Annotated in this window: 21 protein-coding genes and 1 pseudogene; 7 read left to right on the top strand and 15 right to left on the bottom strand. The window is 52.7% G+C overall.

The features are described from left to right. Positions 1-54: 54 nt before the first annotated feature. The 10 genes from bfd to fkpA form a co-directional block, all read right to left on the bottom strand. Positions 55-249, bottom strand: coding sequence for a bacterioferritin-associated ferredoxin (gene bfd / locus WHR59_RS01920; RefSeq protein ID WP_003031111.1), 195 nt, complete (start codon positions 247-249; stop codon positions 55-57). Between the two features lie 185 nt (positions 250-434). After that, complete coding sequence (gene tuf, locus WHR59_RS01915; RefSeq protein WP_003031109.1) at positions 435-1,619, bottom strand: elongation factor Tu; 1,185 nt, start codon at positions 1,617-1,619, stop codon at positions 435-437. A gap of 69 nt (positions 1,620-1,688) precedes the next feature. Continuing rightward, positions 1,689-3,803, bottom strand: a complete 2,115-nt coding sequence (fusA, locus tag WHR59_RS01910) for an elongation factor G (protein WP_003023659.1) — start codon at positions 3,801-3,803, stop codon at positions 1,689-1,691. A gap of 96 nt (positions 3,804-3,899) precedes the next feature. Beyond that, entirely contained in the window at positions 3,900-4,370 is a 471-nt protein-coding gene (gene rpsG / locus WHR59_RS01905; protein ID WP_016154763.1) for a 30S ribosomal protein S7, read from the bottom strand. A 95-nt stretch (positions 4,371-4,465) separates the two neighbouring features. Continuing rightward, on the bottom strand, positions 4,466-4,840 hold the full coding sequence (rpsL, locus tag WHR59_RS01900) for a 30S ribosomal protein S12 (RefSeq protein ID WP_003023654.1): 375 nt from the start codon (positions 4,838-4,840) through the stop codon (positions 4,466-4,468). A gap of 125 nt (positions 4,841-4,965) precedes the next feature. Then, the gene (gene tusB, locus WHR59_RS01895) at positions 4,966-5,253 is read right to left on the bottom strand and encodes a sulfurtransferase complex subunit TusB (protein WP_047408236.1); all 288 of its coding nucleotides are present in this window, start codon (positions 5,251-5,253) and stop codon (positions 4,966-4,968) included. Positions 5,254-5,260: 7 nt separating this feature from the next. Continuing rightward, complete coding sequence (gene tusC / locus WHR59_RS01890; protein WP_047408233.1) at positions 5,261-5,620, bottom strand: sulfurtransferase complex subunit TusC; 360 nt, start codon at positions 5,618-5,620, stop codon at positions 5,261-5,263. Further along, complete coding sequence (tusD, locus tag WHR59_RS01885; RefSeq protein ID WP_003023646.1) at positions 5,620-6,006, bottom strand: sulfurtransferase complex subunit TusD; 387 nt, start codon at positions 6,004-6,006, stop codon at positions 5,620-5,622. Before tusD ends, tusC begins: the two co-directional genes overlap by 1 nt. Further along, positions 6,006-6,728, bottom strand: a complete 723-nt coding sequence (locus WHR59_RS01880; RefSeq protein ID WP_003023643.1) for a helix-turn-helix transcriptional regulator — start codon at positions 6,726-6,728, stop codon at positions 6,006-6,008. Before WHR59_RS01880 ends, tusD begins: the two co-directional genes overlap by 1 nt. 167 nt (positions 6,729-6,895) lie before the next feature. Continuing rightward, on the bottom strand, positions 6,896-7,714 hold the full coding sequence (fkpA, locus tag WHR59_RS01875) for an FKBP-type peptidyl-prolyl cis-trans isomerase (RefSeq protein WP_003023641.1): 819 nt from the start codon (positions 7,712-7,714) through the stop codon (positions 6,896-6,898). A 232-nt stretch (positions 7,715-7,946) separates the two neighbouring features. Between fkpA and WHR59_RS01870 the strand changes: the two genes are divergently transcribed. Next, the gene (locus WHR59_RS01870) at positions 7,947-8,165 is read left to right on the top strand and encodes a protein SlyX (protein ID WP_003023639.1); all 219 of its coding nucleotides are present in this window, start codon (positions 7,947-7,949) and stop codon (positions 8,163-8,165) included. Positions 8,166-8,363: 198 nt separating this feature from the next. Here WHR59_RS01870 and slyD read toward each other — a convergent pair whose 3' ends face one another. From slyD to kefG, 4 genes are all read right to left on the bottom strand, one after another. Beyond that, a complete protein-coding gene (gene slyD / locus WHR59_RS01865; protein WP_008786294.1) occupies positions 8,364-8,975 on the bottom strand; it encodes a peptidylprolyl isomerase in 612 nt (203 codons plus the stop codon). Positions 8,976-9,069: 94 nt separating this feature from the next. Then, positions 9,070-9,270 carry a YheV family putative zinc ribbon protein gene (locus WHR59_RS01860; protein WP_016154768.1) on the bottom strand — a complete coding sequence of 67 codons (201 nt, stop codon included), beginning with the start codon at positions 9,268-9,270 and terminating at the stop codon, positions 9,070-9,072. A gap of 8 nt (positions 9,271-9,278) precedes the next feature. Further along, complete coding sequence (kefB, locus tag WHR59_RS01855) at positions 9,279-11,084, bottom strand: glutathione-regulated potassium-efflux system protein KefB (protein WP_286524353.1); 1,806 nt, start codon at positions 11,082-11,084, stop codon at positions 9,279-9,281. Next, the gene (kefG, locus tag WHR59_RS01850) at positions 11,084-11,635 is read right to left on the bottom strand and encodes a glutathione-regulated potassium-efflux system ancillary protein KefG (protein ID WP_003023629.1); all 552 of its coding nucleotides are present in this window, start codon (positions 11,633-11,635) and stop codon (positions 11,084-11,086) included. Before kefG ends, kefB begins: the two co-directional genes overlap by 1 nt. A 132-nt stretch (positions 11,636-11,767) precedes the next feature. Between kefG and WHR59_RS01845 the strand changes: the two genes are divergently transcribed. From WHR59_RS01845 to WHR59_RS01830, 4 genes and pseudogenes are all read left to right on the top strand, one after another. After that, on the top strand, positions 11,768-13,669 hold the full coding sequence (locus WHR59_RS01845; RefSeq protein WP_003023627.1) for an ABC transporter ATP-binding protein: 1,902 nt from the start codon (positions 11,768-11,770) through the stop codon (positions 13,667-13,669). A gap of 175 nt (positions 13,670-13,844) precedes the next feature. Beyond that, positions 13,845-14,913, top strand: a pseudogene (locus WHR59_RS01840) (hydrolase). Beyond that, positions 14,910-15,128 (top strand): YheU family protein, encoded by a 219-nt coding sequence (locus tag WHR59_RS01835; protein ID WP_003023615.1) that lies wholly within the window; start codon positions 14,910-14,912, stop codon positions 15,126-15,128. The pseudogene WHR59_RS01840 and the gene WHR59_RS01835 overlap by 4 nt, the downstream one beginning before the upstream one ends. 53 nt (positions 15,129-15,181) lie before the next feature. After that, entirely contained in the window at positions 15,182-16,051 is an 870-nt protein-coding gene (locus WHR59_RS01830; RefSeq protein WP_087051958.1) for a phosphoribulokinase, read from the top strand. 68 nt (positions 16,052-16,119) lie between these two features. On the opposite strand, the gene WHR59_RS01825 is transcribed toward WHR59_RS01830, so the two are convergent. Further along, positions 16,120-16,524: an OsmC family protein gene (locus WHR59_RS01825; RefSeq protein ID WP_043018552.1), complete on the bottom strand. Its 405-nt coding sequence runs from the start codon at positions 16,522-16,524 to the stop codon at positions 16,120-16,122. A 308-nt stretch (positions 16,525-16,832) separates the two neighbouring features. Here WHR59_RS01825 and crp point away from each other — a divergent pair, with 308 nt between their 5' ends. Together crp and WHR59_RS01815 are read left to right on the top strand one after the other, a co-directional pair. Continuing rightward, the gene (crp, locus tag WHR59_RS01820; protein ID WP_000242758.1) at positions 16,833-17,465 is read left to right on the top strand and encodes a cAMP-activated global transcriptional regulator CRP; all 633 of its coding nucleotides are present in this window, start codon (positions 16,833-16,835) and stop codon (positions 17,463-17,465) included. A 51-nt stretch (positions 17,466-17,516) separates the two neighbouring features. Then, positions 17,517-19,604 carry a YccS/YhfK family putative transporter gene (locus tag WHR59_RS01815; protein ID WP_087051957.1) on the top strand — a complete coding sequence of 696 codons (2,088 nt, stop codon included), beginning with the start codon at positions 17,517-17,519 and terminating at the stop codon, positions 19,602-19,604. The last annotated feature ends 75 nt before the right edge of the window (positions 19,605-19,679 follow it).

The raw sequence follows: 19,679 nt of genomic DNA, 5'->3' as shown, positions 1-19,679 counted from the left end.
TCCACTATTAGAGCGTAGATGGGGCTACAGGGATGTCAAAAAAAAGAGTGTGACTTAGGCGATCTCTTTAAATTCTGGCATTTGCGTTAATTCATCCTGCATGACTTCACGGGCGGCACGAATACACTTACCACATTGATTTCCAACAGGAATAAATTTACGTAATTGTTGAAAGGACTGAGGATGAAACTGGCGAACAGCCTGACGTATTTTTTTATCACTTATCGCATTACACAAACAAACGTACATGATCGCTCCCGTTCAATTTCTGCGCAAAGTGTAAATGAGAATAGTTATGATTACAATAGCACAACGCTATTTACGCGGCGGGAGAATGAATAAAAAATGCGAATAAATATGACAATCGCTAAATAGCAGGCAGCAAAAAGGGCGCCGAAGCGCCCTTTTTAAGCTCAAAGCTAATTAACTAATAATTAGCTCATTACTTTAGCAACAACGCCCGCACCAACAGTACGGCCGCCTTCACGGATTGCGAAACGCAGACCGTCGTCCATCGCGATTGGGTGGATCAGGGTAACAACCATTTTGATGTTGTCGCCCGGCATTACCATCTCAACGCCTTCCGGCAGTTCGATGGTACCAGTCACGTCAGTAGTACGGAAGTAGAACTGCGGACGGTAGCCTTTGAAGAACGGAGTATGACGGCCGCCTTCGTCTTTGGACAGAATGTACACTTCAGATTCGAACTTGGTGTGCGGCTTGATAGAGCCCGGCTTAGCCAGTACCTGACCACGTTCGATTTCTTCACGTTTGATACCACGCAGCAGAACACCAACGTTCTCACCAGCACGGCCTTCGTCCAGCAGTTTGCGGAACATTTCAACGCCAGTACAGGTAGACTTAGCAGTCTCTTTGATACCAACGATTTCAACTTCTTCACCAACTTTGATGATACCGCGCTCTACACGACCGGTAACAACGGTACCACGACCAGAGATGGAGAATACGTCTTCGATAGGCAGCAGGAACGGCTTGTCAATCGCACGCTCTGGTTCTGGGATGTAAGAATCCAGGAAGCCAGCCAGTTCGATGATTTTCGCTTCCCACTCTGCTTCGCCTTCCAGCGCTTTCAGAGCAGAACCACGAACGATCGGAGTGTCGTCGCCCGGGAAATCGTACTGAGACAGAAGTTCACGAACTTCCATTTCTACCAGTTCCAGCAGCTCTTCGTCATCAACCATGTCGCATTTGTTCAGGAACACGATGATGTACGGAACGCCTACCTGACGACCCAGCAGGATGTGCTCACGAGTCTGCGGCATCGGGCCGTCAGTCGCAGCAACAACCAGGATCGCGCCGTCCATCTGCGCAGCACCGGTGATCATGTTTTTAACATAGTCGGCGTGGCCCGGGCAGTCTACGTGTGCGTAGTGGCGAGTCGGGGTGTCATATTCAACGTGAGAAGTGTTGATGGTGATACCACGAGCTTTTTCTTCCGGCGCGTTATCGATCTGGTCGAATGCACGAGCAGCACCGCCGTAGGTTTTAGCCAGTACGGTAGTGATTGCAGCGGTCAGGGTAGTTTTACCGTGGTCAACGTGGCCGATGGTGCCGACGTTAACGTGCGGTTTTGTACGTTCAAATTTTTCTTTAGACACGGCTATATTCCTTACTATAGTGCTCTCCCCTTTGGAGAGAGCACGGGACTTAGGTTTTAATCCTGTGGATTATTTACCACGGGCTTCAATAACGGCCTGAGCAACGTTGTTCGGCGCATCGTCGTACTTCAGGAACTCCATGGAGTAAGAAGCACGGCCTTTGGTCAAAGAACGCAGCTGGGTTGCATATCCGAACATTTCAGACAGCGGAACTTCAGCATGGATAACAACGCCAGTGACGTTGGATTCCTGACCACGAAGCATACCACGACGACGGCTCAAGTCACCGATTACGTCACCGGTGTTCTCTTCCGGAGTCTCTACTTCAACCTTCATGATAGGCTCAAGCAGAACTGGTTTCGCTTTCTTAAAGCCATCTTTGAAGGCGATAGAAGCGGCCAGTTTAAACGCCAGCTCAGAGGAGTCAACGTCATGGTAAGAACCGAAGTGCAGACGCACGCCCAGATCAACAACCGGGTAACCAGCCAGTGGGCCGGATTTCAGCTGTTCCTGGATGCCTTTATCAACGGCCGGGATGTATTCGCCAGGAATTACACCACCTTTGATGTCGTTGATGAACTCGTAGCCTTTCGGGTTTGAACCCGGCTCCAGCGGGTACATGTCGATAACAACATGACCGTACTGACCGCGACCACCAGACTGCTTAGCGTGTTTACCTTCGATATCGGTAACTTTCGCGCGAATCGCTTCACGGTAAGCAACCTGAGGTTTACCGACGTTCGCTTCAACGTTGAATTCACGCTTCATACGGTCAACGATGATGTCGAGGTGCAGCTCACCCATACCGGCGATAATGGTCTGGTTAGATTCTTCGTCAGTCCAAACGCGGAATGACGGGTCTTCTTTAGCCAGACGGCCCAGAGCCAGACCCATTTTTTCCTGGTCAGCTTTGGTTTTCGGTTCTACCGCGATGGAAATTACCGGCTCAGGGAATTCCATACGTTCCAGAATGATCGGGTGATCCGGGTCACACAGAGTGTCACCAGTGGTCACGTCTTTCAGACCGATAGCAGCAGCGATATCGCCCGCGCGAACTTCTTTGATCTCTTCACGTTTGTTAGCGTGCATCTGTACGATACGGCCAAAACGCTCGCGTGCAGTTTTCACTGAGTTCAGGATGGTGTCACCGGAGTTAACCACACCAGAGTACACGCGGAAGAAGGTCAGGTTACCCACGAACGGGTCGGTAGCGATTTTGAATGCCAGAGCAGCAAACGGCTCATCATCGCTAGCGTGACGCTCAGCCGGAGTATCTTTACCGTCGTCCAGAATACCGTTGATCGCAGGTACGTCGACTGGGGATGGCAGGTAATCAATTACCGCATCCAGCATCGCCTGAACACCTTTGTTCTTGAACGCAGAACCACAGGTTACCAGGATGATTTCGTTGTTCAGAACGCGCTGACGCAGAGCTTTTTTGATCTCTTCTTCAGTCAGTTCTTCACCACCCAGGTATTTCTCCATCAGCTCTTCTGAAGCTTCTGCAGCGGACTCGATCAGGTTCTGGTGCCATTCTTCAGCCAGTTCCTGCATGTCAGCCGGGATATCTTCATAAGTGAAGGTTACGCCTGCATCTTCTTCGTTCCAGTTGATGGCTTTCATTTTCACCAGGTCAACAACACCGGTGAACGCTTCTTCAGCGCCAATTGCCAGCTGCAGCGGAACAGGGTTCGCGCCCAGACGGGTTTTGATCTGACCAACAACTTTCAGGAAGTTCGCACCCATACGGTCCATTTTGTTAACGAACGCAATGCGTGGAACTTTATATTTGTTTGCCTGACGCCATACGGTTTCAGACTGAGGCTGAACACCACCAACTGCGCAGTAAACCATTACTGCACCATCAAGCACACGCATGGAACGTTCTACTTCGATAGTGAAGTCAACGTGCCCCGGGGTGTCGATGATGTTTACGCGATGCGGTTCATACTGCTTAGCCATACCAGACCAGAATGCAGTAGTCGCTGCGGAGGTGATAGTAATACCACGCTCCTGCTCCTGTTCCATCCAGTCCATGGTGGCTGCGCCGTCATGAACTTCACCGATTTTGTGGTTTACACCGGTGTAGAACAGAATACGTTCGGTAGTAGTGGTTTTACCGGCGTCGATGTGCGCACTGATACCGATGTTACGGTAGCGCGCGATGGGTGTTGTACGAGCCATTTGATTCCTCGTTTATCTTTTAGGCGTTCAATTTAAGTAGCCCAAAGCGGGCTGCTTACTAGAAGCGCCCGCCTGGTGACTAAAACTCCGAAGGGATTACCAACGGTAGTGTGCGAACGCCTTGTTGGCTTCTGCCATACGGTGAACGTCTTCACGTTTCTTAACTGCAGTACCTTTGTTTTCTGCAGCATCAGAAAGTTCGTTCGCCAGGCGCAGAGCCATGGATTTATCACCGCGTTTACGAGCAGCTTCAACGATCCAACGCATTGCCAGGGCATTACGACGAACCGGACGGACTTCAACTGGAACCTGATAAGTAGAACCACCAACGCGGCGAGACTTAACTTCGACAGTCGGACGCACGTTTTCAAGGGCTACTTCAAAAGCTTCCAGGCCATCTTTACCAGAACGCTGAGCCAGGGTCTCCAGCGCGCTGTATACGATGGTTTCTGCAGTAGATTTTTTACCATCTACCATCAGGATATTTACAAATTTAGCCAGCAGCTCTGATCCGAACTTAGGATCCGGCAGAATTTTACGCTGACCAATGACGCGACGACGTGGCATGGGAATACTCCGTTGTTAATTCAGGATTGTCCAAAACTCTACGAGTTTAGTTTGACATTAATATAAAACGTTTGGCCTTACTTAACGGAGAACCATTAAGCCTTAGGACGTTTCACGCCATACTTGGAGCGTGATTGCTTACGGTCTTTAACGCCGGAGCAGTCAAGCGCACCGCGAACGGTGTGGTAACGAACACCCGGGAGGTCTTTTACACGACCGCCACGGATCAGGATCACGGAGTGCTCCTGCAGGTTGTGACCTTCACCACCGATGTAGGAAGTCACTTCAAAACCGTTAGTCAAACGCACACGGCATACTTTACGCAGTGCGGAGTTTGGTTTTTTAGGAGTGGTAGTATATACACGAGTACATACACCACGTTTCTGCGGGCATGCTTCCAGTGCAGGCACGTTGCTCTTTGCAACTTTGCGTGCGCGTGGTTTGCGTACCAGCTGGTTAACTGTTGCCATTAAATAGCTCCTGGTTGTAGCTTTCGCTTCGTAAACACGTAATAAAACGACCTCATACAATATGAGGACGCAGAATTTTAGGTCGGTGTCGAAAAGGTGTCAAGAAATATACAACGATCCCACAATTACCAGGACATCTGGCTGGGATGCTTCACCGTAAGTCTGACGAAGTCAGTATAGCTAACCCTGACGACACTGTCTGAAATTTGACCACATAAGCCGCGAGCTTGAATGTCTTCTTCCAGTACATAGACCTTAATGGAGGCATTTTGCAGACTTTCAAGGAAACGGCTTCCTTCTACTGCCGCGGTCACACCATCCTGGAGCAATAAAAGTTCATCGTCTTTATCAATCAGGCGGAGAAGAGAGGAGAAATCGGTAAGCCACGCAGAGCGATGTAATGTGTGCAGCATGAGTATCTCAAAACCTTAAAATGACGTCATAGTTGCCTAGCTCACGGCGTAAATCTTCCGGTTCTAACGCTGTCGCATCGACCACAAAATTAACACCCTGCTGAAGACCCCGCTCGCGTAAAGAGGCGGCACAAAGCCAACATTGCTCAATATCGTACAATTCCAACAGTTTGAAGGTTGCGATGTAGTCTCGCGCCAACACAACATCCGGCTGTTGTCCCTGAAGGATTTGAAAAACGCCATCGCCGATAAAAAATACGCCGAGGTCTTCCGTTAATGCCGATGTCGCCAGCAAGGCATCTAATCCTTCACGGCCAGACGCGCTGCCGTGCGGCACGGTAGAAAAGACAAAAGCAACACGTTTCATTAAAACTGCACCACGCGATCGCAGGTCAGGGACGCCTCAGCCAGCGAACCCAGCCCGCTGAGGTTAAAACCTGATTGTAAATTAGCGCCTGCCAGGCCCAGACGTTTCGCTTCAGTTTCATCAACTACGCCGCGACGCAACGCCGCCGCCACGCAAATATTCAGCGTCACGCCATGCTGCTGGTTCAGCTGTTGCCAGGCCCGTACCAGATCGTATTCATCACTGGCAGGCGAAGTCAGTAAGTTGGCGTTATACACACCTTCACGATAGAAAAAGACGCTACTTAGCTCATGCCCTTCTTTGAGTAGCGCATGAGCAAATTGCAACGCGCTGCTCGCCTGCTGCGTACCATAAGCCGGCCCCGTCACCATGATGGCAAAACGCATTACTTGTCTTGCCCCTGGAAATCGCCGCTTTTGAACTGACGAATATAGAGGTAGACCGTGTGCTTGGAGATGTTCAGCCGATCGGCAACCTGGTTGATGGCATCTTTAATATCGAAGATACCTTTCTCATACAGATTCAGGACAATCTGACGATTCTTGGCGTTGTTGGAAACATTGCGATCGGCGTTCACTTCTTCGATCGTGAATTCCAGCGTTTGGGTAACCAGGTCTTCCACCGAAGAAGCGAAGTTGACGGCAGAACCCACTTCCGGGGTTTCCGGTGGGATAAAGGTATTCATTATCTGCGAGAATGGGACATCAAGGTTCATATTGATGCACAGCAGACCAATCACGCGATGCTCACGGTTGCGAATAGCAATCGTCACCGACTTCATCAAGACACCGCTTTTCGCACGTGTGAAGTAACACTTCGACACGCTGCTATCCGCACCCGTCATATCATGCAGCATACGCAATGCAAGGTCGGTAATCGGCGAGCCAATTTTGCGGCCCGTGTGTTCACCGTTAGCAATGCGGATAGCCGAGCATTTCAAATCCTGCAAAGAGTGCAATACGATTTCACAATGGGAACCAATGAGCATCGCCAACCCGTCCACAACCGCTTCGTAGGATTTGAGGATATCGAAGTCAGTTTGATCGAAAGGACGTTGATCCAGTAAATCTAGCTCACTGGTTTCGTTGGTTAAAAGCGACCTGGACATGAAAAAAAGCACTCCTTTTCAGGAGCCTGTCGTTATGTTGTCAGGGCAGGCTCATCACTATTATAGGGGCATCTAAAGTAATACAGCGCACAAGGCGCTTTCCAGTATTAATTATATCCTGTCGATAATAAAAAACCGCCGCCCTGTGGGCGGCGGTTTCTGGTCACTTATTTTTTGCTGCTGTCTGCAGCTTTATCTGCCGGTGCAGCATCTGGCTGCGCATCGGCCTTCGGCGCCGGTTTGATGTCTAACAGTTCAACATCAAAGACCAGCGTAGAGTTGGCCGGAATGCCCGGTACGCCAGTTTTGCCGTAAGCCAGATCCGGTGGGATAACCAGCTGGATTTTGCCGCCTTTCTTGATGTTTTTCAGGCCTTCAGTCCAGCCCGGGATTACCCCGTCAAGACGGAAAGAGAGCGGCTCACCGCGGGTATAAGAGTTATCAAACTCTTTACCATCAATCAGCGTACCTTTGTAGTTGACTACCACGGTATCGCTGTCTTTCGGCGCAGCACCAGTACCTTCTTTCTCTACTTTGTAGACCAGGCCAGTAGCAGAGGTTTTAACGCCTTTCTCTTTAGCAAATTTCTCGCGGTAAACTTTACCTTTGGCTTCGTTATCAGCCGCGTCTTTTTCCATTTTCGCCTGAGCGGAGCTCTTCACGCGCGCTTCAAACGCCTGCAGAGTTTGTTCGATTTCCTGGTCAGACAGCTTGCTCTTGTCTGCAAACGCATCCTGAACGCCAGCGATCAGCTGATCTTTATCCAGTTTGATGCCCAGTTTTTCCTGCTCTTTCAGAGAGTTTTCCATATAACGACCCAGGGACGCGCCCAGCGCGTAAGCGGCTTTTTGGTCGTCATTCTTGAATGCTGCTTTGCTGTCAGCAGTAGCGGCTGGTTTCGCAGCATCAGCAGCGAAGGTGATCGGGGCATGCAGAGCAACAGCCATTGTGGTCGCCAGCAGCGTTACTTTAAACAGTGATTTCATCCATATCTCCAGGGCCGGGGCATCTCACCCCAGGGTTAGCTAAAACAAAAATGTACTATAAAGCGTTGTAGAACAAATCAACATACGGGCACGCCCTATTATCACCACATTTCAGACTCTTTTTGTTTAAATTAGTTTCGTGACCGAAGATTGAGTGCTGTGCAAACAGGCAAAGTTAAGTAGAATTCGCCGCAGTCCGCGATCTGCCGGAGAAAAAAGAAAGAGGTGAATCATGCAGGATACAACAATGGAAACTCGCCTGGCTGAACTGGAAAGTCGCCTGGCATTTCAGGAGATAACCATTGAAGAGCTCAACGTGACGGTGACCGCGCATGAACTGGAAATGGCCAAACTCCGCGACCATCTGCGTTTACTGACAGAAAAGCTCAAAGCAACACAGCCGTCCCACATTGCGTCGCAGTCTGAAGAGACCCCGCCGCCACATTATTGAGACGTAAAAAAAGCGGGAATATCCCGCTTTTTTTGTGCCCGATGGCGCGAACGCTTATCGGATCTACTCACATATACCCAAAGGATTTCAAATCACAGCAAGGCGGCAAGCTTGGGGAATTCCCAGGAGCATAGATAACTATGTCACCGGGATTCGAAAGCGCAGCCAACACCGCTGTGGGTTGAAAGACGAAGGGTATTAGTGGCAACCGCAGCCGCCGCCGTTACCTTTACCGCCACCGCCGCAGCAGCCTTCGCCACCGTGCTCGTGACCATGGTCGTGACCGTGGCCATGACCACCGCAGCAACCGTCATGACCGTGGTCATGATCGTGGTCGTGACCGTGCGCGCCGTGAACGTGGCCGTGAGCCAGTTCTTCTTCGGTCGCTTCGCGGATAGCAACAACTTCTACGTTGAATTTCAGGTTCTGGCCAGCCAGCATGTGGTTACCGTCAACGACAACGTGATCGTCTTCCACTTCGGTAATTTCTACCGGTACTGGACCCTGATCGGTTTCAGCCAGGAAACGCATGCCAACCTGCAGTTCGTCAACGCCCATGAACACGTCTTTAGGAACGCGCTGCACCAGGTTTTCGTCGTACTGACCGTATGCGTCGTTTGCGCCAACAGCGACATCGAATTTGTCGCCAACTTCATGACCGTCCAGCGCTGTTTCCAGGCCAGAAATCAGGGAACCGTGACCATGCAGGTAGTCCAGCGGCGCACTCACCGGAGACTCATCAACCAACACACCGTCTTCTGTACGTACCTGATAGGCCAGGCTGACCACCAGGTCCTTTGCTACTTTCATGATATCTCCTGAGCATGGAAAGAATAGTGGCGCAGATTGTAGCGGAATTCTGCACCCGTGTACCCTCTAGCTTAAAAAAAGCTGCGCCATATCGCTAGTCCGGATGAAAAATCCCGATCACTTGCTCTTCTTTGCGAACGTGCTCGCGCGCCTCTTTATCCGCTTCCCGCATCTGATGGCCGCACTTAACACATTCAACAATATCGATATTATTTTCGCGCCACATTGCCAGCGTATCCTGCGCCTGGCAGGACGGACATTTTGCGCCTGCAATAAAACGTTTACGAATTGCCATGATTACCTCTACTCAAATTCATCCCAGCCATCCAGCTGACGCCGCTCTTGCTGCATCTCTCGTTGGAAAATTTCCTCCAGCTCGCGCCGGGCTTCCCTGGCTCGAGAGATTTGTACGGTATCCGTATGCATGGGGATCAGCTCCCGCAGCATGCGCATATCCAGCCGACGAAAATGCAGCTGAGCGCGCTGAGCCTGGTGCGGATGCATCCCCAGTGTAACCAGCGTTTTACGCCCCAACTCCAGCGCACTGGAGAACGTTTCGCGGGAAAACTGCGTCACACCAGCTTGTAATAACTCATGCGCCTCTACACGTCCGCGCGCACGCGCAAGAATATGCAAATGCGGAAAATACTGTTGGCACAGTTCCACCAGTTTCATGGTGTCTTCAGGCTCATTACAGGTAATAACAATAGACTGTGCCGCCTCCGCACCCGCAGAACGCAACAGATCCACCTGCGTGGCATCACCGTAGTAAACCTTATAGCCATATTTACGCATCAAATTCACCGCGCTGATATCCCGCTCCAGAACGGTAATCCGCATTTTATTGGCCATCAACAGGCGACCAATAACCTGACCAAAGCGCCCAAACCCCACGACAATCACCTGCGGTTTATCATCCTCCACCCAGGGTTTTTCATCTTCGTCATCCGGGCCGTTAAACTGACGGGAGAGCCATTTATCAATCAGCTTCATCACCAACGGCGTGGTCATCATCGACAGCGTGACGGTCACCAGTAGCAACGCCATTTGGTCGCCCTGAAACAGCCGTTGCGAGGATGCCGTTGAAAACAGCACGAAAGCGAATTCACCGCCCTGACTCAAAACCCCGGCAAACTGCATCCGTTCTGAGCTTCTCATGCCGTTAAGACGCGCCAGCACATACAGCACCAGCATTTTTACAACCACCAGTACTATCACGCTCGCCGCCACCCACAGAATATGGGTATAGAGCACGCCAAGATTGAGTGACATGCCTACGGAGATAAAAAACAGGCCGAGCAGCAGGCCTTTAAACGGATCGATTGCCGTTTCCAGCTCATGTCGGTATTCGCTTTCCGCCAACAGCACGCCCGCGATAAACGTTCCCAGCGCCATCGACAGCCCCAGCGCATCCATAAATAAAGCCGAACCCAGCACCAGCAACAGCGTCGCGGCGGTAAATACTTCCCGCACGCCAGAATCCGCAATAAAGCGGAAAACCGGACGCAGCAAATAGCGCCCGCCAATCAGCATGCCGGCAAAGGCCAGCACCTTCATTCCCACTTTGATCCAGTCAAAATGTTCGTCAGCAGACCCCGCCAGCAGTGGAACCAGCGCCAGGGCAGGGATCACCGCCAAATCCTGAAACAGCAGCACCGAAAAACCCAGTTGTCCGGATTCACTGCGGTTCATGCCTTTTTCGCGCATCAACTGTAGCGCCATGGCGGTCGATGACATCGCCAGACCAATGCCGCCAACCACTGCCGCCTGCCAGGAGAACGCAGTGAGCATCAATAATCCTGCCAGCACTACTGCACTCAGCATTACCTGCGCGGCGCCGACGCCAAAAATTGAACGCCGCAACTGCCACAGCTTGGCTGGATTAAGCTCCAGCCCAATGATGAACATAAGAAAGACCACCCCCAGCTCGGAAAAGTGCAGAATTTCATCCACATCGCTGATGAATCCTAATCCCCACGGGCCGATAGCAATACCCGCCAGCAAGTAACCCAGCACCGGACCGATACCCAGCTTTGAGGCCAGGGGGACTGCAGCCACCGCCGCGAAGAGGAACAACACTCCCGCCGTCAATAAATCAGAACCTTCCATCAGCGGCCTCCCACAGGGATCGGATTTGCCAGCCAGTCACCATACGCTTTCGCATGGCTGTCCAACTCCTGCTTCGTTTGCCGCCTGGCCCAGTAGACGATAATAGGGCTCATCCAGTGCATGCGGCACATACCGGCCGTTAGCTCAAAAGGGCGCAGTACATCGCTCATTGGATAACGATTTAGCGCGTCATAGCGGTAGGCGCTTTCCGGTTCTCCGGTCGTGATAACGCTCCGCCAGTACTTTCCCGCCAGTTGGTTCCCTCCAGGGCCGCTGGCAAATCCGCGGCTCAGTACGCGATCAAGCCATTCCTTTAACAGCGCCGGACAGCTATAGGTGTAGAGCGGATGCTGAAAAACAATCACATCATGCTCACGCAGTAGCGCCTGCTCATGCGGAATGTCGATAAAAAAATCAGGATAGTGCGCGTAAAGGTCGTGCACGGTAACATTGCTAAGCTGCATGGCCGGTTTAAGCAGAACCCGGTTCGCGACCGAGTCCTGAGATTCCGGATGGGCATACAGCAGCAAGACTTTCGCTGGCTGGAACATCATCCCCCTCCCGGTTTTGTCTTTTGTCTATTTTCGACGTTTTGGGCTACCATTGCGCCTCGGTGCGGCAAATGGCCCACACATTACATTATCATAATGATAAATTAACATAGTCTGAACATACGGCGCCTTATGATTGTTTTCTCATCGTTACAAATTCGTCGCGGCGTGCGCGTCTTGCTGGACAATGCCACGGCCACCATTAATCCAGGGCAGAAAGTTGGTCTGGTAGGTAAAAATGGCTGTGGTAAATCTACCCTGCTGGCATTGCTGAAAAATGAACTCAGCGCCGACGCCGGAGGATTTACCTATCCGGGAAACTGGCAGCTTGCGTGGGTGAATCAGGAAACGCCAGCATTGCCGCAGCCCGCGCTGGAGTACGTGATTGACGGCGACCGCGAGTATCGTCAACTGGAAGCGCAGTTGAACGATGCCAACGAACGTAACGATGGACACGCTATTGCCACCGTCCATGGCAAACTGGATGCCATCGACGCCTGGACCGTGCGCTCACGCGCCGCCAGCCTGCTGCATGGTCTCGGTTTCTCCAACGAACAGCTTGAGCGCCCGGTCAGCGACTTTTCCGGTGGCTGGCGTATGCGTCTCAACCTGGCCCAGGCGCTGATTTGCCGTTCAGACCTGCTGCTGCTCGATGAACCCACCAACCACCTCGATCTCGACGCGGTAATCTGGCTGGAAAGATGGCTGAAAAGCTACCAGGGCACGCTGATATTGATCTCCCACGACCGCGACTTCCTCGACCCGGTGGTGGACAAAATTATTCATATCGAACAGCAAACCATGTTCGAGTACACCGGCAACTACAGCGCGTTTGAAATCCAGCGTGCGACCCGCCTTGCGCAGCAACAGGCAATGTACGAAAGCCAGCAGGAGCGCGTGGCGCATCTGCAAAGCTATATCGATCGTTTCCGCGCTAAAGCAACCAAAGCAAAGCAGGCGCAAAGCCGTATCAAAATGCTGGAACGCATGGAGCTGATTGCCCCGGCACACGTGGACAACCCGTTCCACTTCAGCTTTCGCGAACCAGAAAGCCTGCCGAATCCACTGCTGAAGATGGAAAAGGTCAGCGCTGGCTACGGCGATCGCGTCATTCTCGATTCGATCAAACTGAATCTGGTGCCGGGTTCCCGCATCGGCCTGCTCGGTCGCAACGGCGCGGGTAAATCGACGCTGATCAAGCTGCTGGCCGGCGAACTGGCCCCCATTAGCGGCGAGATTGGCCTGGCGAAAGGTATCAAGCTGGGCTACTTCGCGCAGCACCAGTTGGAGTTTTTACGCGCCGATGAATCGCCTATTCAGCACCTGGCGCGCATGGCGCCGCAGGAGCTGGAGCAGAAACTGCGGGACTACCTCGGCGGATTCGGCTTCCAGGGCGATAAAGTCAGCGAAGAAACTCGCCGCTTCTCCGGTGGTGAAAAAGCGCGTCTGGTGCTGGCGTTGATCGTCTGGCAGCGCCCGAACCTGCTCCTGCTTGATGAACCGACCAACCACCTGGACCTTGATATGCGCCAGGCGCTGACCGAAGCGTTGATCGATTTCGAAGGCGCGCTGGTCGTGGTCTCGCACGACCGTCACCTGATTCGCTCCACCACCGATGACCTCTATCTGGTGCACGACAAAAAAGTCGAGCCGTTTGACGGCGATCTGGAGGATTATCAGCAGTGGCTGAGCGATGTGCAAAAACAAGAAAACCAGAGCGACGAACCGGCAAAAGAGAGCGTTAACAGCGCCCAGGCGCGTAAAGACCAGAAGCGTCGCGAAGCTGAATTGCGCACCCTGACGCAGCCGCTGCGTAAAGAGATTACCCGTCTGGAAAAAGAGATGGAGAAACTGCACGCACAGCTGGCGCAGGCGGAAGAAAAACTCGGCGACAGCGAACTGTATGACCAAAGCCGCAAAGCCGAACTCACCGCATGCCTGCAGCAGCAGGCCAGTGCAAAATCCGGACTGGAAGAGTGCGAGATGGCCTGGCTGGAAGCGCAGGAACAGCTTGAGCAGATGCTGGCCGAATAGTCATGAGTGCCTGATAAGGCGAAGCCGCCATCCGGCTCCTGAGCCGAAAATGCCTGATGACGACGCTCGCGCGTCTTATCAGGCCTACGTTTCGTTTATGTAGTTGTGGCCCAGGCTCGCGTAACCTGCTGGCTGACTAGCGACAAAATCACATATTGGCTAACCCGCACGCGCTGTGCGCGGTATAGTTATTCTTTCCGATTATTAATTGCTCTGGTGTTATGGTTGAAATCACGTCCACAGAAATGACCCCACCTACCGACGATTCGCGAGAATTCCGCCCGATGCGCGGTATCAGTAACCGCCATCTGCAGACGATGCTGCCGCGCTTAATTCGCCGCAAGGTGAAGTTCGACGCCCACTGGCAGCGTCTGGAATTGCCCGATGGTGATTTTGTCGATCTGGCGTGGAGTGAAGATCCGCAACAGGCGAAACACAAACCGCGCCTGGTGGTTTTTCACGGTCTGGAAGGTAGTCTGAACAGCCCGTACGCACATGGCCTGATTGAAGCGGCGCAAAAGCGCGGCTGGCTGGGCGTGGTAATGCATTTTCGCGGCTGCAGCGGTGAACCCAATCGTCTGAACCGCATTTATCATTCGGGCGAAACAGAAGATGGCACCTGGTTTTTACACTGGCTGGAGCGTGAGTTCGGTCGCGTGCCGACCGCAGCGGTGGGCTATTCGCTCGGTGGCAACATGCTGGCCTGCCTGCTGGCCAAAGAAGGCAACGAGATTCCAATTGATGCCGCCGTTATCGTCTCCGCGCCTTTCGTGCTGGAAGCCTGTAGTTACCATATGGACAAGGGATTCTCTCGGGTCTATCAGCGCTACCTGCTCAATCTGTTGAAAGCCAATGCCTCGCGTAAGCTTGAGGCCTATCCAGGCTCGCTGCCGGTAAGTCTGTCCCAATTGAAATCTCTGCGTCGCATTCGCGATTTTGACGATCTGATCACCGCCAAAATCCACGGTTTCGCCGATGCTATAGACTATTATCGTCAGTGTAGCGCCATGCCGTTGCTCAACCAGATCGCCAAACCCACGCTGATTATCCATGCCAAGGACGATCCGTTTATGGATCATCACGTGATCCCGAAACCGGAAAACCTGCCTTCGCAGGTGGAGTATCAGTTGACTGAACACGGTGGCCACGTCGGATTCATTGGCGGCACGGTACGCCATCCTGAGATGTGGCTGGAATCCAGAATCCCCGACTGGCTGACAACGTATCTGGAGGTCTCATCATGATCATCCCCTGGCAAGATATCTCCCCGGACGCGCTGGACAATCTGATTGAAAGCTTTGTCTTGCGTGAAGGCACCGATTATGGTGAACATGAACGTTCGCTCGAACAAAAAGTCGCCGACGTCAAACGCCAACTACAATCAGGTGAAGCCGTGCTGGTGTGGTCTGAACTGCATGAAACGGTCAATATTATGCCGAGGAAGCAGATTCACGAGTAATCCGTAGCCGCCGGCCGACTTTACTATAATTATAACCATTTCATGGAGTTGTTATGTCTGCCAAACATCCGGTGATTGCGGTAACAGGATCCAGCGGCGCGGGGACCACCACCACCAGCCTCGCGTTTCGTAAAATTTTCGCGCAGTTAAATCTGCGTGCCGCCGAGGTGGAAGGTGACAGTTTTCATCGCTATACCCGTCCGGAAATGGACATGGCGATTCGCAAAGCGCGCGATGCCGGGCGGCATATCAGCTATTTCGGCCCCGAAGCTAATGACTTCGGTCTGCTGGAACAAACTTTCATCGAATACGGTCAGACGGGCAAAGGCCAGTCGCGAAAATATCTGCACACTTACGATGAGGCCGTACCGTGGAACCAGGTGCCAGGGACTTTCACGCCCTGGCAGCCGCTGCCTGAACCGACGGATGTCCTGTTTTATGAAGGACTGCACGGCGGCGTCGTCACCCCACAGCAAAACGTGGCCCAACATGTCGATCTGCTGGTTGGCGTGGTGCCGATCGTAAACCTGGAATGGATCCAGAAACTGACTCGCGATACCAGCGAGCGTGGACACTCGCGTGAAGCGGTGATGGACTCGGTGGTGCGATCAATGGACGATTACATCAATTACATCACGCCGCAGTTCTCCCGGACGCATATTAACTTCCAGCGCGTACCGACCGTCGATACCTCTAACCCCTTTGCCGCCAAGAGTATCCCGTCTCTGGATGAAAGCTTTGTCGTGATTCATTTTCGTAACCTGGAAGGGATCGACTTCCCGTGGCTACTGGCCATGCTGCAGGGCTCATTCATTTCCCACATCAATACATTGGTCGTGCCGGGCGGCAAGATGGGCCTGGCGATGGAATTGATTATGCTGCCGCTGGTCCAGCGACTGATGGAAGGCAAAAAGATAGGGTGAGGCGTGGAAAGTGCCCGATGGCGCTTCGCTTATCGGGCCTACGAATCAACATTATCCGGCGTCAGGGATTACGCGGCAACCACTTCATAGGAGTGGGTAATGTTCACCGCCTTTTCCAGCATCAGTGCCACGGAGCAATATTTTTCCGCTGAAAGGTCGACTGCGCGTGAGACTGATGCATCTTTCAGATCGTTACCCGTTACGATGAAATGCAGGTTGATGTGGGTAAACAGGCGCGGCGCTTCATCACGACGCTCTGAGGTCAGTTTCACTTCGCAGTTGGTCACATCCTGACGACCCTTTTGCAGGATCGATACCACATCAATTGCGCTACAACCGCCCGCCGCCATTAATACCATTTCCATCGGGCTCGGCGCTTTATCACCGGAGTTACCGTCCATCAGAATTTGGTGGCCAGAGGCGGACTCACCGAGGAAGGTTAACCCTTCAACCCACTTTACACGCGCTTGCATATTTCGTAACTCCAATGTTTCAATTTTCCTGACAGATTACGCGCACATAACAATTCTCGCAATGGAAGGCGACCTGCGTCATGCTGAAGCGAGACACCAGGAGACACACGGCGAAAGCTATGCTAAAACAGTCGGGATGCTACAGTAATACATTGACGTACTGCATGTATGCAGAGGACATCACATTACAGGCTGCAGTATATTTTTAGTAGCCCCCTTCCCAGGTAGCGGGAAGCACATTTTTGCAAACCCAGAGGCAGCGTCGTTTTCTGGCTCTGGAGACAGCTTATAACAGAGGATAACCGCGCATGGTGCTTGGCAAACCGCAAACAGACCCGACTCTCGAATGGTTCTTGTCTCATTGCCATATTCATAAGTACCCATCGAAGAGCACGCTGATTCACCAGGGTGAAAAAGCGGAAACGTTGTATTACATCGTTAAAGGCTCAGTGGCAGTGCTGATCAAAGATGAAGAAGGGAAAGAAATGATCCTTTCTTATCTGAATCAGGGCGATTTTATTGGTGAATTAGGCCTCTTCGAAGAAGGTCAGGAACGTAGCGCCTGGGTACGTGCCAAAACCGCATGTGAAGTCGCTGAAATTTCCTACAAAAAATTTCGCCAATTAATCCAGGTCAACCCGGATATTCTGATGCGCCTGTCTTCTCAGATGGCTCGTCGTCTGCAGGTCACGTCTGAAAAAGTCGGCAACCTCGCCTTCCTCGACGTAACTGGTCGTATCGCGCAGACTCTGCTGAATCTGGCGAAACAGCCTGATGCGATGACCCACCCGGACGGCATGCAGATTAAAATCACCCGTCAGGAAATCGGCCAGATCGTTGGCTGCTCCCGTGAGACCGTCGGCCGTATTCTGAAGATGCTGGAAGATCAGAACCTGATCTCCGCACACGGTAAGACTATCGTCGTCTACGGCACCCGTTAACCCCATCGAAGTGGCGCGTTACCCAGTAATGCGCCACTTTTGTTTGCACCGATGTGGCGAAGACTGATATACCACCCAGAGATCAACTACGCACTACGGCAGACGCTGGTGCTATGTTTACCTGTGGCTGTTGGTCTGATCATCGGTCAGCTTCATCTGGGCCTCCTCTTCTCCCTGGTCCCTGCCTGCTGCAACATTGCCGGTCTTGATACCCCGCATAAGCGCTTTTTCAAACGTTTAGCTATTGGCGCGTCTTTGTTTGCCGGATGCAGTTTGATCATGCAATTACTGCTGGCAAAAGATATACCACTGCCGCTTATCCTCACCGGCCTGACGCTAATTCTTGGTGTAACCGCCGAGTTGAGCCCTTTGCATGCGCGACTATTGCCTGCCTCACTTATCGCAGCGATTTTCACGCTAAGCCTGGCCGGCAACATGCCCGTCTGGGAGCCGCTGCTGATCTACGCGCTGGGCACGTTATGGTATGGCCTGTTCAACTGGTTCTGGTTTTGGATGTGGCGCGAACAGCCGCTCCGTGAATCGCTCAGCCTGTTGTATCGTGAATTAGCCGATTACTGTGAAACTAAGTACAGCATGCTGACCCAGCATGCCGACCCAGAAAAAGCGCTGCCTCCCCTGCTGGTTCGCCAACAAAAGGCAGTGGATCTGATTACCCAGTGTTATCAGCAAATGCATATGCTGTCGGCGCATCGCAACAACGATTACAAGCGCCTGCTGCGTGCCTTTCAGGAGGCGCTCGATTTACAAGAGCATATTTCCGTTAGCCTCCACCAGCCGGAAGAGGTGCAAAAGCTGGTCGAGCGTAGCCATGCGGAGCAGGTGATTCGCTGGAATGCGCGTACCGTAGCCGAACGCCTTCGGGTACTGGCCGATGATATTTTGTATCACCGTTTGCCGACCCGTTTCTCGATGGAAAAACAGATTGGCACACTGGAGAAAATCGCCAGGCAGCATCCGGACAACCCGGTGGGACAATTTTGCTACTGGCACTTTAGCCGTATTGCCCGCGTGCTACGCACCCAGCGCCCGTTGTATGCCCGTGACTTGATGGCTGACAAGCAGCGTCGGTTGCCGTTGATCCCAGCCCTGAAAAACTATCTGTCGTTGAAATCTCCAGCGCTGCGCAATGCCGGACGCATCTGCGTTATGTTGAGTATCGCCAGCCTGATGGGCAGCGCCTTACACCTGCCAAAGCCCTACTGGATTTTAATGACTATTCTGTTCGTCACGCAAAATGGCTACGGGGCGACCCGGGTACGCATCTTACATCGGTCGGTCGGTACGCTCGTTGGGCTGGTGATTGCCGGCGTCACGCTGCACTTTCATATTCCGGAAGGTTTCACGCTGGCAGCCATGCTGCTGATAACCCTGGTGAGCTATCTGATCATCCGTAAAAATTACGGCTGGGCTACCGTCGGCTTTACGGTCACGGCAGTTTACACCCTGCAACTGCTGACGCTGAACGGGGAACAGTTTATCGTGCCGCGGTTTGTCGATACGATCATTGGCTGCCTAATCGCCTTTGGCGGCACGCTCTGGCTGTGGCCACAGTGGCAGAGCGGTCTGTTGCGTAAGAACGCCCACGACGCGTTAGAAGCCGACCAGGAGGCCATTCGCCTGATCCTCAGCAACGATCCGCAGGCCACGCCGCTGGCGTATCAACGCATGCGGGTTAACCAGGCGCAGAACACGCTGTTCAACTCACTGAACCAGGCGATGCAGGAGCCAGGATTCAACTCGCACTACCTTGCGGACATGAAACTGTGGGTCACGCACAGCCAGTTCATCGTCGAACACATTAACGCGATGACCACGCTGGCAAGGGAACATACGATGCTGACGCCGGATTTGGCGCAGCGGTATCTGGAATCCTGTGAAATTGCGCTTCAGCGCTGTCAGCAGCGGCTGGAGTATGACGGACCGGGAAGCTCGGGCGATGTGAATATTCTCGAAGCGCCGGAGATGCTGTCCCACGGTCCGTTAAGCACTCTTGAGCAGCATCTGCAACGGGTTCTTGGGCATCTGAACACCATGCATACCATTTCGTCGGTAGCATGGCGTCAGCGACCGCACCACGGGATCTGGCTGAGCCGCCGACTACGGGACATGAAGGGTTAAAAGATTTGCCGGATGCGCTACGCTTATCCGGCCTACGAATCACACCTTACCCTGTAGGCCGGATAAGGCGCTCGC

The sequence above is a fragment of the Citrobacter europaeus genome (genome assembly GCF_037482245.1).
In the GTDB taxonomy this organism is placed as follows: Bacteria; Pseudomonadota; Gammaproteobacteria; order Enterobacterales; family Enterobacteriaceae; genus Citrobacter; species Citrobacter europaeus.
Note: the sequence above shows the minus strand (reverse complement) of the source record. Positions and strands in the feature narration are given on the sequence as shown.